Below are 14,322 nucleotides of genomic sequence, written 5' to 3'. Positions count from 1 at the left end.
TTGTATAACGGTTTTGAACAGAAGTGTATACTGTCTAATTATTTAATACACTTTTGTATAATTGAAATCGCTTTAATTATACGGGCAAATCCATTTTCTTGCAATACAACAAGATGTTCAATTTTTTTGAAAGTTGGCACATAACTTGCAACTGTAATGGGGCAAACAGAATGCCAAGGAGGAACAAGGAAATGATTCCATTTAAAAATGAACCGTTTGTTGATTTTTCAGTTGCAGAGAATGCGCAGGCTATGCAGGATGCGTGGCATAAGGTGAACAAAGAGCTGGGACGGCATTATCCGCTTATTATCGGGGGGGAAAAAATTGAAACGGAACAAAAAATTACGTCCATCAACCCATCCGAAAAGAGCCAGATTGTAGGAACAACCGGCAAAGCGAGTCAAGCACTTGCAGAAGAAGCCATGCAGGCGGCTCTGGCGGCTTTTGAAACATGGAAGAAAGAGACGCCGGAAGTAAGGGCAAGGCTTTTATTTAAGGCAGCCGCTCTCTTGCGCCGCCGCAAATTCGAATTCAGCGCATGGCTGTCGTATGAAGCGGGCAAAACGCGGGCAGAAGCCGATGCAGATACAGCGGAAGCGATTGATTTCATGGAATATTACGGCAGACAGGCGCTTGAGCTTGCGGAGCGTGGAAAGAAAACCTTGATTTCTTTAACGGGAGAAGACAATCGCCTGGACTACATTCCGCTTGGGGTGGGCATTGTGATACCGCCGTGGAATTTTCCTCTGGCGATCATGGCTGGTATGACGACAGCCGCCATCGTTTCAGGCAATACCGTGGTTCTGAAACCGGCCAGCACCACGCCGGTTATCGCCGCTAAATTTGTCGAGCTTCTAGAGGACGCTGGCCTGCCAGCAGGCGTGGTAAACTTCCTTCCTGGAAGCGGGGCTGAAGTCGGCGATTACCTTGTTGACCACCCCAAAACGCGGTTTATTTCCTTTACGGGTTCGCGGGATATTGGCCTACGCATTTTTGAACGTTCATCCCGCACAAATAAAGGCCAAATCTGGATGAAGCGGCTTGTAGCCGAAATGGGCGGGAAAGACTCCATCATCGTGCATAAAGACGCAGACCTGGAACTAGCGGCTTTAAACATTGTGAACTCGGCCTTCGGCTTCTCCGGCCAGAAATGTTCGGCTTGCTCTCGTGCCATTATTCATCAGGACGTCTATGATGAAGTCGTAAACCGCGTAGTTAAACTGACCAGTAAGTTAACAGTCGGCAACGTCACCGACCCGGGCAATTACACGGGTCCTGTAATCGATGAGAATGCGTACAACAAAATTCTCGAGTACATCGAAATCGGCAAACAGGAAGGAAAATTGGCTGCAGGCGGTGAAAAGGCCCCTGGCAACGGATATTTTATCCAGCCAACTGTATTTGTTGATGTGGCTCCAGATGCACGCATTATGCAGGAAGAAATTTTTGGGCCGGTCGTGGGGATAACGAAAGCGAGTGACTTTGGCCACGCGCTTGAAATTGCGAATAATACGGAGTACGGCTTAACAGGATCCGTCTTCGCCAAAGACCGCGCTGTTATCGAGAAAGCTCGCGAACAATTTCACGTAGGCAACCTTTACTTTAACCGGAAATGCACAGGTGCTCTTGTAGGTGTTCATCCGTTTGGAGGGTTTAATATGTCGGGGACCGACTCTAAGGCAGGCGGTCCGGATTACCTGATGCTCTTCACGCAGCAAAAACTTTCGTCTGAAGTTTTGTAAGGGGATGTGAACAATGATTGAACCGGCGATGAAGAACTTCTTCCTATTTCTCTCCCAGAATAAGGCGATGAACCAGGCGGCTAAAAAATGGGGACTCCGTTTTGGGGCGAACCGGTTTGTAGCGGGTGAAACCATTAAAGACGCTATCCGAAAGGTGAGGGAGCTCAACCAGCAGGGTCTGGTATGCACGCTTGATCACCTGGGCGAATTTGTTTTCAGCGCGGAAGAGGCGAAGGAAAGCGCGGACTACTGTATCCGAACACTGGATGCCATCCATGAATCAGGAGTTGCGAGTCATCTTTCTCTGAAAATGACGCAGCTTGGGTTGGATATCGACCGCAGCCTGTGTATGGACAATATGCGCCGCATTCTTGATACGGCCCGCAAATACGGCAATTTCGTGCGCATAGATATGGAGGATTACGGACACTGCCAGATCACACTTGATATTCTCGCAGAGCTCCGTAAGGAATACGATAATGTTGGCACGGTTATCCAGGCCTACCTCTACCGATCTGAGCAGGATCTCGATAACTTGAAAGGTATTCCGCTGCGGCTCGTTAAAGGTGCTTATAAGGAACCGGCAGAAGTGGCTTATCCTGATAAAAAAGATGTGGATGAGAACTTTAAAAAATTAATTGCTAAACATCTCTCGGGGGGGAACTATACAGCGGTTGCTTCCCACGACAATGAGATTATTGCCTGGACAAAACAGTTTGTAAAGGTGAACAACATTCCGCGGGACCAATTTGAATTCCAGATGCTGTACGGAATCCGCACCCAATCGCAAATTGATATCGCAAAGGAAGGTTACAAGATGCGTGTATATGTGCCATACGGCAATGATTGGTATGGGTATTTTATGCGCCGCCTGGCCGAGCGACCAGCTAATGTAGCTTTCGTATTAAAAGGCATGGTGTCCAAATAGGACGCCATGCCTTTTCCCGTTTTATTCCATGACGTAGGCCGACTAAGTCCCCGCTTCGTAAGCCACATTAAGAATGCGAAAGGAGTGGAGGCAAATGTCGTCAGGAATGTTAGAATCTGTCTTTCTGTTTATGTGCGGCTGCTCAGTGGGGATAGTGGGAATCGGAGGTATCTGTTATCTGGCATTGCATCTCGCCTGCCGAAGAGATGAACTGCTCAAGCTTAATGAGATGGAGGAGATCACGCCTTCGTTTACATACGATCCGCACACACAGATGTTACGGTTTGATGCGGATGATTACCTGTTTTGACCAAAAGGGCACAAAGTTTACGAATAGGCTTAAAGCTAATTATCGCCCGGGGATACGCCTTGTTTTTGTAAACGTTTCCCGGGAAAGAATTCGGGGATTTTTCCACAAGGAGGTGTACATTCACACTCAATGCAGCATGCGCAGAAGGGTTAGGCCAGGATACAACATGGGTAAGGAAGGGAAAAGCGATACAGGGGGAAAACAACCAATGAAAATTCTCTTCTGGATATTTTCTTTATCCATTCCACTAACATTTGCTGCAGAATATATGGGTCTTTCCCCAATCCCTGTCTTTATCCTTGCAGCGGCCGCTATTGTTTTCCTGGCACGGCTGATTTCGCGCGCAACGGAAGAGCTTTCGCTGCATTACGGCGAAACAACCGGAGCTTTTTTATCGGCCACTTTCGGAAATGCCGTGGAGCTGATCATTGCGGTACTGGCAGTCGGGGGCAGTCGGAATGGCATCCGAGCTGTTCAGCGCGGTTAAAATGGCGCTGCGCAACAGGATGGATGCAAGCCTGGAGATAACGCCAGGGGCTAGCCTGCAAATTGCGATGTTCATTGTGCCCATTCTCGTATTTGTCGGTTTCTTTAGCGGACATCCGCTGACGCTGATGTTTACAGGTTATGAGGTGATTATTATTCTGCTTACAACACTCATAGTTAATCTTGTCTCTTATGACGGCCAATCCAACTGGTATGAAGGGTTTTTAATGATGGCCTCCTACTTCATTTTTGGGATCGTGCTGTTTTTTATATAAAATACGAACAAATATTCCTGTTTTGCTGTATAATAGAAAAGGATAAGAGGGAGCGGTATTGCTTTTCCTAAAAAAAACATTTAGAGTGAGAAAGATACAGGGGGGAAAGTGAATGAGTCAAAACACCATACCTGCATATACCGATGAAGATATTCGGGTATTAAAAGGGTTAACCGCGGTGCGGGTACGGCCTGGGATGTATATAGGTTCAACAGGGAGCCGCGGACTGCACCATTTGATTTGGGAAATTATTGACAACTGTAAGGATGAAGTGCTGGCTGGGTTCTGTGACACCATTAAAGTAACCTTGAATGCTAATGGAAGCATCACGGTTGAAGATAATGGGCGCGGGATACCGGTAGGGCTAAATAAAGATGAAGGCATACCCACACCCACGGTGGTTTTTACTGTGCTCCATGCCGGCGGCAAGTTCGGCGGCGGAGAGGGCTATAAGAAATCCGGCGGGCTGCATGGGGTGGGGGCGAGCGTAGTAAATGCGCTGTCCGAATGGCTTGAGGTTGAAATTTACCGCGATGGACATACGTACAAGCAGCGGTTTGAATATATTCCGGGACCGGATGGTGATGTCAACAGCGCGCAAGTTGGCTATCCGGTAACAAGTCTGGAGAACGTGGGAGAAACACGCAAACGCGGAACGCGCGTAACGTTTAAACCCGACAGCAGGGTATTTGCAGATACTACAGTTATGTACAATGTGCTGCGCGAACGGCTGCGTGACAACGCCTTTTTGCTGAAAGGCGTAACCATCGTGCTCGAAGATAACCGCCCGGGAACGAAGGTAGAGGAAACATTCCATTTTGAGGAAGGCATCAAGGCGTTTATTCAGTATTTGAATGACGGCAAGAACACCCTGCATGATATTGTTTACTTTGAAGGGGAGAAAGACGGTATCGATGTTGAACTGGCCTTCCAGTTCAATGATAATTCCTCTGAGAATCTTCTGTCTTATGTTAATACGATTCCAACGATTGATGAAGGCACGCATGTCTCTGGTTTTCGCAATGCCTTTACCAAAGTGCTCAACGATTATGCGCGCCGCAATACCATGCTCAAGAAGAACGATAAGAATCTAAGCGGCAACGATTATCGGGAAGGACTAATGGCCGTCTTAAGCATAAGAATGGACGATCCGCAGTTTGAAAGCCAGACGAAAGATAAACTGGGAAGTGAAGAAGCCCGTTCTGCTGTGGAAGGCTATATCAGTGAGCGGATGAGCTACTATTTAGAGGAAAATCCGGATTTTGCCCGGCTGCTCATTGAGCGTGCGATTGAAGCCCGCCGCATTAAGGAAGAGATTCGAAAAGCGGCAGAAGCGCTGCGCAACCCGAATAAGAAGGGGAAAAAGAAGGGCAAACGCTCAATTAGCGATAAATACACGCCGCCGAGCAAAAAGGATCCGGAAAATAATGAGCTGTTTATCGTGGAGGGGGACAGCGCCGGCGGGTCGGCGATCAACGGCCGCAACCGCAATTTTCAGGCTGTGTTGAGCCTTAGGGGCAAGCCTATCAACGTAGAAAAGAAGAAAATCTATGAAATCATTGGGCCGAATGGCAATGAAGAAATCAATACGATTGTGGAAGTTATCGGAACAGGAATAGGCGATGAGTTTAACGCCAACAACTGTACGTTTAATAAAATCATTATCATGACAGATGCTGACTATGATGGAGCCCACATTCAAATCCTCTTGCTTACTCTCTTCTACAGGTATTTCCCTGAACTGATTAAAAGGGGCAAGGTATTTATTGCCCAGCCTCCGCTGTACAAAGTGTATCGGCAATTAAAGAAAGGACAGGATATCGTCTATGCCTGGACCGAGGAAGAAAAGGACGCGGCACAGAAGGAATTTGGTAAGTCAGCAGAAATCCAGCGTTACAAAGGACTTGGCGAGATGAATGCGGAACAGCTGTGGGATACCACAATGAATCCACAGACGCGCAAGCTTATTCAGGTTGACCTGGAAGAAGCAGCGGAAGCCGAACGTATCGTGACAATTCTGATGGGCGATAAAGTTCCCCCACGGCGTGATTGGATAGAAACGAATGTAAAATTTGTAATGGAGGAGGAATAGACAGGTATGTCGCTGTCACACGAAGAGTTTTTGCAGATGAGTGTGCGTGATGTTTATCGTTCACGCTTTACCGATTATGCGCGATATATCATCCTATCTAGGGCCATCCCGGACGTTCGGGATGGTCTTAAACCGGTTCAGCGCAGGGTTCTGTATTCGATGTATAAGGAGAAGAATACCCCTGATCGCCCATACCGGAAATCGGCTAAAACAGTCGGGGATGTTATGGGGAATTACCACCCGCATGGTGATTCATCGATTTACGAGACGATGGTTAATCTGGCACAAGCGTTTAAAATGCGTGAGCCGTTAATTGATGGTCACGGCCACTGGGGAACGGTTGACGGGGACAATGCCGCAGCGATGCGGTACACTGAAGCAAGGCTTATGCCAATCGCAACCGAGATGCTGACGGATATTGAGAAAGACACGGTCGATTTTATTCCGAATTACGACAATACGACGAAAGAGCCTGTTGTTCTCCCGGCGCGTTACCCTAATCTGCTGGTCAATGGCGTTACCGGAATTTCCATCGGGTTTGCCACCGAAATTCCGACTCATAACTTGCGTGAAGTGATTGATGGAACGATCGCACTATTAAACAACCAGGACATCACGCTGGATGACCTGATGCAGTACATTCCTGGACCTGATCTGCCGGGCGGTGGGATTATACAAGGCAGGGATGAGCTGCGCAAAGCGTATGAGAAAGGTGCAGGCCGTATCATTATTCGCTCAAAAACGCATATTGAAACAGGGAAACAGGGCAGGCAGCATATTGTTGTGGATGAAATTCCGTATACTGTGAAAAAGAAAGCGCTTGTATCCCAGATTGAAGAAGAGATCATAGAGAAAAATGTGGATGGGCTTCTCGAGGTGCGCGATGAAACCGACAGAGAAGGACTGCGCATCGTCATGGAAGTTCGCAAGGAAGCGGATATAGAAGGGATTATGAACTACCTCTTCAAAAAGACGGACCTGCAGATTTCGTATAGTTTTAATATGCTCGTGATAGCCGACACGAGGCCACAGCAGCTTGGGCTGAAGGGAATATTGCAGGCCTACATTGCGCACAAGAGAGAGGTCGTTACCCGGCGCACACAATACGACCTGGACCGGGCGGAAAAACGCCTGCACATCGTGGAAGGGATTATTAAGGCCATTTCCATTCTGCGCCAGGTTATTGACACGATTATGGATTCAGAAGGCAGGGAGGATGCCCGTACCCGTTTGATGAACGAGTACGATTTTACATATGACCAGGCTGAAGCCATACTCGATATCAGGCTGCACCAGTTAACCCGCCTGGACATTATCAAGTATGAAAAAGAACAAAGCGACCTGGAGAAAAAAATCGACGCATGGAGAGGTATTTTGGCCAGCGAGAAGAAAATGAACCGGGTCATTGAGAAAGAGCTTGCCGAAGTGAGGGACAAGTACGGAAATGAGCGCCGCACGATTCTGCAGGACAAAATCGAAGAAATTGAGGTTGATATTTCGGTAACGGTCCCATCCGAGGAAGTGATTCTCACCATTTCTGAAGATCAATACGTTAAACGTGCGTCGATGCGGTCTTTTAACAGTTCCGGAGCCAGTGTTGAAACATGTGGACTGAAGGAAGGCGACCGGGTCCGCTTCCTGTTTAAAACGAATACGATACACAGACTGCTTATCATGACAAACGAAGGCAGTTTCTTTGATATTCCGATCTATGAAATTCCAGATGCCAGGTGGAAGGATATTGGGACGAGCCTGGTGAATGTGGTATCCCTCGGCAAAGACGAGCGAATTGTCTCTGTCTGGCCGATTGATTCCGTTGAGTCGATTAAAGATTCGTCTTTCGTCTTTGTAACCCGCGGCGGCATGGTGAAACAAACAAAAGTTGAAGAGTACAACACTAACCAGAAAAAACGGGGAATCACGGCTGTTAAACTTAAAAGTGATGACCACGTCGAATGCGTACACCTTTCGCAGGGAACCGAAGAGATGCTGCTTGTATCGCGAACAGGGCAGGCGATACGTTTTCCATTGCAGGAAGTGCCTGTTACTGGCCGCAACACGGCCGGGGTTAAAGCGATGAAGCTTGAGGAAGAAGACACGATTATTGGCTCATTCCTTCTTGGGCCTGACGAAGGCAATGTGCTGCAGATTATTACGCTGGATGGAATTTGCAAAAGAACACCGGTAAGCCAGTTTACTGTACAGGGGCGTGGGGGTAAAGGAATTGTAATCATCCGCCGGCGCAAAGTGCAGCCCCATGAAGTTGCCGTCGCCCTGATTGAGGAATCATTTGATCGCAACCTGATTGCGATTACCGATAAAGGAAATCAGGTTGCATTAGATTGGAAAGAGTATATGCATAAACAGTCTGTCAATGATCAGGGGTCGGTGGGCCGAAAAATCATTGATTTGGATGATAACGAGCATCTATCGTCTGTCCACCAAATTGCCAGTATCCATGAGGAAAACCAATCCTAAATCTAAAGGGGTGTGTACCTTTGAAGACTGGTGGGCATACTATATAATTATGAATTGTAAGAATACGTCATGTTAAAAATCTTTATTATTTACTTCTTTTCATGTATAGTTAGCTTATAGTAAAACTTTATAGGGGGAACATTTTTTGAGTAACATCGCTGTTGGCAATATTATTGAAGGTACCGTGGTAGGAGTCCAATCTTTTGGCGCTTTTGTTAATATCGGTGAAAACAAACAGGGTCTGGTACACATCTCGCAGGTTGCCTCCTCTTATGTAGAAGATATTAACCAATTTGTCAAAGTTGGTGACAAAGTAACAGTTAAAGTACTTGAAATTAAAGATGACGGTAAAATTTCTCTAACTATGCGGATTAATGAGGAAAAGAAGGAAGAACGCCGTCCCTTTAAGAAACGTGATGACCGCCGTGGTGGCCCTCGTGGTGGCGACCAGGGAGGAAAAGAAGACTTTGAATCCATGATGAAGAAGTGGATGAAAACAAGTGAAGATAAAATGGGCGATCTCGGCAAGCGCGAAAAAAGACGATAAGCCTCTTACCATGATAAAATAAACCACTCCATCATTTGGAGTGGTTTTCTACATACCCATTTGCCTACGGCTAAAATGTGATCCCCTGCCCACAGGCAGATATGTTATAGTAAATCCCGGAGTGTTTGTTTTTCCATTATGAGGAGGATCGGTTTATGGAGCTGTATCATGTGCTTGGAGCCAAGCAATTTAACCGCAAAATGCTGGACGAGATATTTGACATTACGCGGTCCATGGAAGACGTAGTTGAAGCGGGTGGCAGCGACCGGTATGCCAACAAGGTTCTGACAACCTTATTTTTTGAGCCAAGCACCCGCACGAGGCTTTCCTTTGAGTCGGCCATGTCGCGTCTGGGGGGTAAAGTCATAGGAACAGAGAATGCCGCCCAATTCTCCTCTACCATAAAAGGGGAGACCCTGGAGGACACGATTCGGGTGGTTTCAGCGTACAGCGACGTCATCGTTATTAGGCATACGGATATCGGTGCGGCTGAAAGGGCGGCTGCCGTAGCAACCGTACCGATTATTAACGCGGGAGACGGAGCAGGTGAGCACCCCTCACAGGCGCTGCTGGATCTGTATACCATACAGAAAGAAATCGGGCGCCTGGACGATTTGAACATTGTTATGATCGGCGACCTGGCCAACGGACGGACGGTTCACTCCCTTTGTTATTTGCTGACCAACTACCACAACATCCACATCTCGTTTACCGCCCCGGAAAATGTGCAAATTCCGAGTACGGTTAAAAAATACCTCGATGAAAAAGGCATTACATACGTGGAAGAATATGATTTAGCAAAGGTTGCCGCTAACGCGGACGTGCTTTACCAGACGCGCATTCAGAAAGAGCGCTTTATGTCACTGGACGAGTACGAAAAAGCCCGCGGACAATATATCATTGACCGCGACATTCTTGGTTTTATGAAGCAGGATAGCATTATTCTTCACCCGCTGCCGCGAGCTGGAGAAATTGCAGTCGAAGTGGACCAGGATCCGAGAGCGGCTTATTTTAGGCAGGCGCAGAATGGTCTGTATATTCGCATGGCGTTAATCCAAAAGTGTTTTAACCGGTAAAGACAAACGTAAACCATGAATGAAGCAGAAGAAGGTGTTAAAGGATGCCAATCGAGCGGGTACGCACCGTAGTTGATGCAACAAAAGAATAAAGCAAATGATCAAGGCCGCCAGTCTGACTAACAACACAGATTGGCGTTTTTTTTGCCGTCAGTCAAGTTTTCTAATATGAACAGAGACATTTACCCTGCCGAATTCATATCCTGTGTATGGAAAGGGAGGGGGTAAGAGTAATGCACGATATGGAACCTATGATAAATAACTCGCGAGTTGAAGGGATGCTTACCGGTATCTGGAGCTGCGACGATGGCGGAATCTACTATATAAGACACGTTGGTGATGAAATCTGGTGGGCTGGTCTTACAAATGCAGGGCCATCCAACGCATTTTATGGACGGTTCGGCGCGCAGTATGGCAGATTCTCAGGACGCTGGGCCGATCTTCCAAGGGGCGGCACAATTGAATATGGTGACTTAGTGATCAATGTAGTGAGCAGAACACGGCTGGATAAAGTCTATTATACAGGCAGGTTTCCCGGGTCCATTTGGCGAAAAATCCGGTAGTGGCTTGCGGCCATCTTTTCATAAATTCAGGGGAATAGATGGCCCGTTTTTTTGTGCCCGCTAATCAGATAAACATCTTGCATAAGCGTATGCGCATGCTTATGAACATATAAAAAAAAGAGACGCCCGCATGAGCGCCAAAAGAGGATGTTGTTGAAAGGAACATTGCAAGAGGAGAGTACCTGGGGGGGTAACAATCTCAAATACAACTATACCGCTTACAGAATAGAAATAACAGAATTTTTTCATCGACACTTTCTCTCAAGATGTCGAAAAAATTGTCGCATAGTGCACAGATGCTGTCCTTTTTCTGGCATAACAGGGGAATATGCCTAGGCCATGTCTTTTACTATCGCTGCACAGGCTGCGCCGGTGGCTACCAACAGATTTTCGGGCGTGAGAATCATCTGGCATCCCCGCACCCCCGCGCTTAAGGATACCCAGGCCAGGCCCTCTATTTCTTCTGCTATGTACACCGAATACTTCTTTTTCGTGCCAATGGGAGAGACGCCACCCCGAATGTAACCGGTTAGGGGCTGGACTTCTTTAAGAGGCACGACCTCTGCCTTTTTGTTTCCACTGGCAGAGGCCAGGGCCTTAAGGTTTAATTCTTTATCTCCGGGTATGCAGGCCAGCATAACGCCTGTTTTGTCGCCGCGGACAACAAGTGTTTTGTATACTTGCTCCAGCGGAATGCCGATTTTTTTCGCGACGCTCCCGGCTGACAGATCGGACTCGTCTACTTCATATTCTCTTATTTCGTACGGTATCTTTAATTGCTCCAGAATCCGGACCGCATTCGTTTTATGCGCCATGTGTAATCACGTCCTTGCTGCAAATAGGTCGCCCTTTTCCAACATTGTAGCAGAAGTGTCGATAGGTGAGTAGGTCTCCGCCTGAAGGCTGAGACGAAATCATAACAAAGCTAGTTCTATTTTTTCTACTAAATTTGTATAATGGAAATGGGACAACGGTGAACAGGAGGGCGCCTGAAGTGCACCAAGGTATTCCTCCCGAGGTCTGTCCGTTTGGTTCACTATTTTCATGATAAAGGTGTTAATGTAATACAAATAGGGTATGGAATAATACGATCCAAAAGCAAAGGGGCTAATGACACATGAAAGTTTATTCACCTAAGAAACTGTTTCCCACGTTTATCGCGGCAATGTTACTGGGGCTGACACTTCCCATACATAGTGTTATGGCGCAAACAACCGCCCTATCCAACCTGTATGTGTGCAAGAAATACAGCTTTACTTATCAGCTTCCAGCTTCATGGAAGAAAGATTATACCGTTAAAGACTTGCCTAAAAATGTCGACGGCTTTACTGGTGTTGCGTTTTATGAGAAGAAGTATAACTATCCACTTGCTGAGATCGTCCGCATCCCTGTATCCGTATGGGCCGATTACGAAGACTCTCTCTACCTCAAACTTGGTGAGAAAAACGGATATGTGTATGCCGCGCTAATGCCCTCTGAAACCCTTTTTGTAAAGAATAGCAAAGGACAATATATAGAAGTTAAATCGGTTTCTGCAATGCTTAATGACACTCTGCATTCTTTTCAAAACAAAGAATTTATGTTTATCAATTGACGAGATGAAAAAAGCAAAATCCCGGCTATGGCCGGGATTTTCTGTTGACGCAGTTTATTTGGCGGCTATCGCATAATAGCTTGGATAATTCGCTTCAAATTCAGCGATTTTATCTTCCTGCATAAGCGAAACACCGATATCATCCAGCCCTTTAAGCAGGCATTCTCTGCGGTAGGCATCAACTTGGAAAGGAATAGAGAGGCCGTGTGCATCAGAGATCGTGTTGTTCTCCAGGTCAACCGTTAACTGGTAGCGTTCTTCAGCCTCGGTGTTTTTGAACAACAGGTCAACCGTTTCCTCCGGAAGAACAATGGGAAGGATGCCGTTTTTGAAACAGTTGTTAAAGAAAATATCGGCAAAAGATGGGGCGATGACGACCCGGAATCCATAATCTAACAGAGCCCATGGAGCATGTTCCCGGGACGATCCGCAGCCGAAATTGTTGCGGCCAATTAAAATCTCTGAACCTTGATAGCGAGGCTTATTTAATTCAAAGGACGGATTAACGTTGCCTTCTTCATCAAATCGCCATTCATAGAACAGGAATTGGCCGAATCCTGTACGTTCGATTCGCTTTAAAAACTGCTTAGGAATGATAGCGTCTGTATCCACGTTGACCCTGTCAAGGGGTGCAGCTGTGCTCGTTACTGATTTAAACGGTTCCATGCGTCTTTTCCTCCGATCCTTTTACTTCCCACTGGCGTACATCTGTAAAATGTCCGGCAATTGCAGCAGCTGCAGCCATTTCAGGGCCAACAAGATGGGTGCGGCCGCCGCGTCCCTGCCGTCCTTCAAAATTGCGGTTGGATGTTGAAGCGCATCTTTCGCCAGGTGCCAGCACATCAGGATTCATAGCCAGGCACATGCTGCATCCCGGTTCGCGCCACTCAAAACCAGCCTCTATGAAAATTTTATGGAGCCCCTCGCGTTCAGCCTGCTCTTTAACTCTTCCGGAACCTGGCACCACCATGGCATTGACGGTAGGCGCTACTTTGTAACCTTCTGCAATTCGGGCGGCTGCACGCAGATCCTCAATTCGTCCATTCGTGCAGGAGCCGATAAAGACTCGATCGATTGCAATTTCCTGAATGCGCGTTCCTGGTGCAAGTCCCATATAGGCCAGTGCATTTTGGGCTGCCTTCTGCTCGTTAAGCGTGTTAAAGTCATTCGGCGCAGGTACAGATCCGGTAACGCCAGTGCCGAGTCCCGGGCTGGTTCCCCATGTAACCTGGGGTTCAATTTCAGCTGCTTCAATCACAACCCGGCTGTCATATTCTGCACCTTCATCGGTTGTAAGCTGCTTCCACGCTGCAACAGCTTTTTGCCATTCTTCATCTTTCGGCGCAAACTGGCGTCCTTCCAGATACGCAAAGGTCGTCTCATCTGGCGCAATCAGGCCGGCTCTTGCACCTGCTTCAATGGACATGTTGCAGACGGTCATCCGCTCTTCCATGCTTAATTTTTTAATAGCTTCGCCTGTGTACTCAATAACATATCCGGTTGCGAAATCTGTACCCCATTTTGCAATAATAGCAAGGATTAAGTCTTTGGCAGATACGCCGAGGGGCAGTTCGCCCGCTACATGCACTTCGAGCGTTTTGGGTTTCTTCTGCTGCAGGCACTGAGTCGCAAGCACGTGTTCCACTTCGCTTGTGCCGATACCGAAGGCGAGAGCGCCAAACGCGCCATGCGTCGACGTATGGCTGTCACCACACACAATGGTTTTCCCGGGGTGGGTCAGCCCGAGTTCTGGCCCCATTACGTGTACAACGCCCTGGTCGGGACTGTTTAAATCATACAGCGCAACATCAAATTCTTTACAGTTGGCGGCTAGAGTGTCCATTTGCTGTCTGGAGATTGGGTCTTCAATCGGTTTCGTCCGATCCGTTGTTGGAACATTGTGGTCCATCGTCGCAAATGTTAAATCAGGGCGGCGTACTTTCCTCCTAGCAAGGCGAAGTCCTTCAAAAGCCTGCGGGGAAGTCACCTCATGAACGAGGTGAAGGTCAATATATAGTAAGCTGGGTTTGTTTTCTTCTGCATGAATCACGTGATTATCCCAGATTTTCTCAAACATTGTACGAGGTTTCATCTGTTGTCCTCCTTTAAGCGGATAATTTATAAACCAGTTACGAATCTTTATATAATTTTTAACATGGGAAAAACAAAACATCAAAGATATAATTGTTATATAAACTATAGGCTGTACCTATAAGACAAAGGAGGGAGCT

At 47.2% G+C, this 14,322-nt stretch carries 14 protein-coding genes; 11 read left to right on the top strand and 3 right to left on the bottom strand.

The window, feature by feature from the left end; translation table 11 throughout:
- The first annotated feature begins 191 nt into the window (after positions 1 to 191).
- The 10 genes from pruA (at position 192) to PP175_RS15035 (ending at position 10,497) form a co-directional block, all read left to right on the top strand.
- On the top strand, positions 192 to 1,742 hold the full coding sequence (pruA, locus tag PP175_RS15080) for an L-glutamate gamma-semialdehyde dehydrogenase (RefSeq protein ID WP_272439155.1): 1,551 nt from the start codon (positions 192 to 194) through the stop codon (positions 1,740 to 1,742).
- 13 nt (positions 1,743 to 1,755) lie between these two features.
- Positions 1,756 to 2,670, top strand: a complete 915-nt coding sequence (locus tag PP175_RS15075) for a proline dehydrogenase family protein (protein ID WP_442870381.1) — start codon at positions 1,756 to 1,758, stop codon at positions 2,668 to 2,670.
- A gap of 94 nt (positions 2,671 to 2,764) precedes the next feature.
- Positions 2,765 to 2,980, top strand: a complete 216-nt coding sequence (locus PP175_RS15070; RefSeq protein ID WP_272439154.1) for a hypothetical protein — start codon at positions 2,765 to 2,767, stop codon at positions 2,978 to 2,980.
- 208 nt (positions 2,981 to 3,188) lie between these two features.
- Complete coding sequence (locus tag PP175_RS15065) at positions 3,189 to 3,467, top strand: calcium:cation antiporter (RefSeq protein ID WP_272439153.1); 279 nt, start codon at positions 3,189 to 3,191, stop codon at positions 3,465 to 3,467.
- The gene (locus PP175_RS15060) at positions 3,439 to 3,741 is read left to right on the top strand and encodes a calcium/proton exchanger (protein ID WP_272439152.1); all 303 of its coding nucleotides are present in this window, start codon (positions 3,439 to 3,441) and stop codon (positions 3,739 to 3,741) included. The genes PP175_RS15065 and PP175_RS15060 overlap by 29 nt, the downstream gene beginning before the upstream one ends.
- A 112-nt stretch (positions 3,742 to 3,853) precedes the next feature.
- The gene (locus PP175_RS15055; protein WP_272439151.1) at positions 3,854 to 5,833 is read left to right on the top strand and encodes a DNA gyrase/topoisomerase IV subunit B; all 1,980 of its coding nucleotides are present in this window, start codon (positions 3,854 to 3,856) and stop codon (positions 5,831 to 5,833) included.
- Positions 5,834 to 5,839: 6 nt separating this feature from the next.
- On the top strand, positions 5,840 to 8,311 hold the full coding sequence (parC, locus tag PP175_RS15050) for a DNA topoisomerase IV subunit A (RefSeq protein ID WP_272439150.1): 2,472 nt from the start codon (positions 5,840 to 5,842) through the stop codon (positions 8,309 to 8,311).
- 145 nt (positions 8,312 to 8,456) lie between these two features.
- Positions 8,457 to 8,858 carry a S1 RNA-binding domain-containing protein gene (locus PP175_RS15045; protein ID WP_272439149.1) on the top strand — a complete coding sequence of 134 codons (402 nt, stop codon included), beginning with the start codon at positions 8,457 to 8,459 and terminating at the stop codon, positions 8,856 to 8,858.
- 155 nt (positions 8,859 to 9,013) lie between these two features.
- The gene (gene pyrB / locus PP175_RS15040) at positions 9,014 to 9,934 is read left to right on the top strand and encodes an aspartate carbamoyltransferase (protein WP_272439148.1); all 921 of its coding nucleotides are present in this window, start codon (positions 9,014 to 9,016) and stop codon (positions 9,932 to 9,934) included.
- 233 nt (positions 9,935 to 10,167) lie between these two features.
- Positions 10,168 to 10,497, top strand: coding sequence for a hypothetical protein (locus PP175_RS15035; protein ID WP_272439147.1), 330 nt, complete (start codon positions 10,168 to 10,170; stop codon positions 10,495 to 10,497).
- A 332-nt stretch (positions 10,498 to 10,829) separates the two neighbouring features.
- On the opposite strand, the gene ybaK is transcribed toward PP175_RS15035, so the two are convergent.
- Positions 10,830 to 11,312 (bottom strand): Cys-tRNA(Pro) deacylase, encoded by a 483-nt coding sequence (gene ybaK / locus PP175_RS15030; RefSeq protein WP_272439146.1) that lies wholly within the window; start codon positions 11,310 to 11,312, stop codon positions 10,830 to 10,832.
- A 302-nt stretch (positions 11,313 to 11,614) separates the two neighbouring features.
- Here ybaK and PP175_RS15025 point away from each other — a divergent pair, with 302 nt between their 5' ends.
- Entirely contained in the window at positions 11,615 to 12,091 is a 477-nt protein-coding gene (locus tag PP175_RS15025; protein ID WP_272439145.1) for a hypothetical protein, read from the top strand.
- Positions 12,092 to 12,145: 54 nt separating this feature from the next.
- On the opposite strand, the gene leuD is transcribed toward PP175_RS15025, so the two are convergent.
- A complete protein-coding gene (leuD, locus tag PP175_RS15020; protein WP_272439144.1) occupies positions 12,146 to 12,757 on the bottom strand; it encodes a 3-isopropylmalate dehydratase small subunit in 612 nt (203 codons plus the stop codon).
- Positions 12,744 to 14,183, bottom strand: coding sequence for a 3-isopropylmalate dehydratase large subunit (leuC, locus tag PP175_RS15015; protein WP_272439143.1), 1,440 nt, complete (start codon positions 14,181 to 14,183; stop codon positions 12,744 to 12,746). Before leuC ends, leuD begins: the two co-directional genes overlap by 14 nt.
- Positions 14,184 to 14,322 lie beyond the last annotated feature (139 nt).

It is taken from the genome of Aneurinibacillus sp. Ricciae_BoGa-3 (genome assembly GCF_028421645.1).
Lineage (GTDB): Bacteria > Bacillota > Bacilli > Aneurinibacillales > Aneurinibacillaceae > Aneurinibacillus_B.
This window is presented reverse-complemented; position numbering and strand designations above follow the sequence as displayed.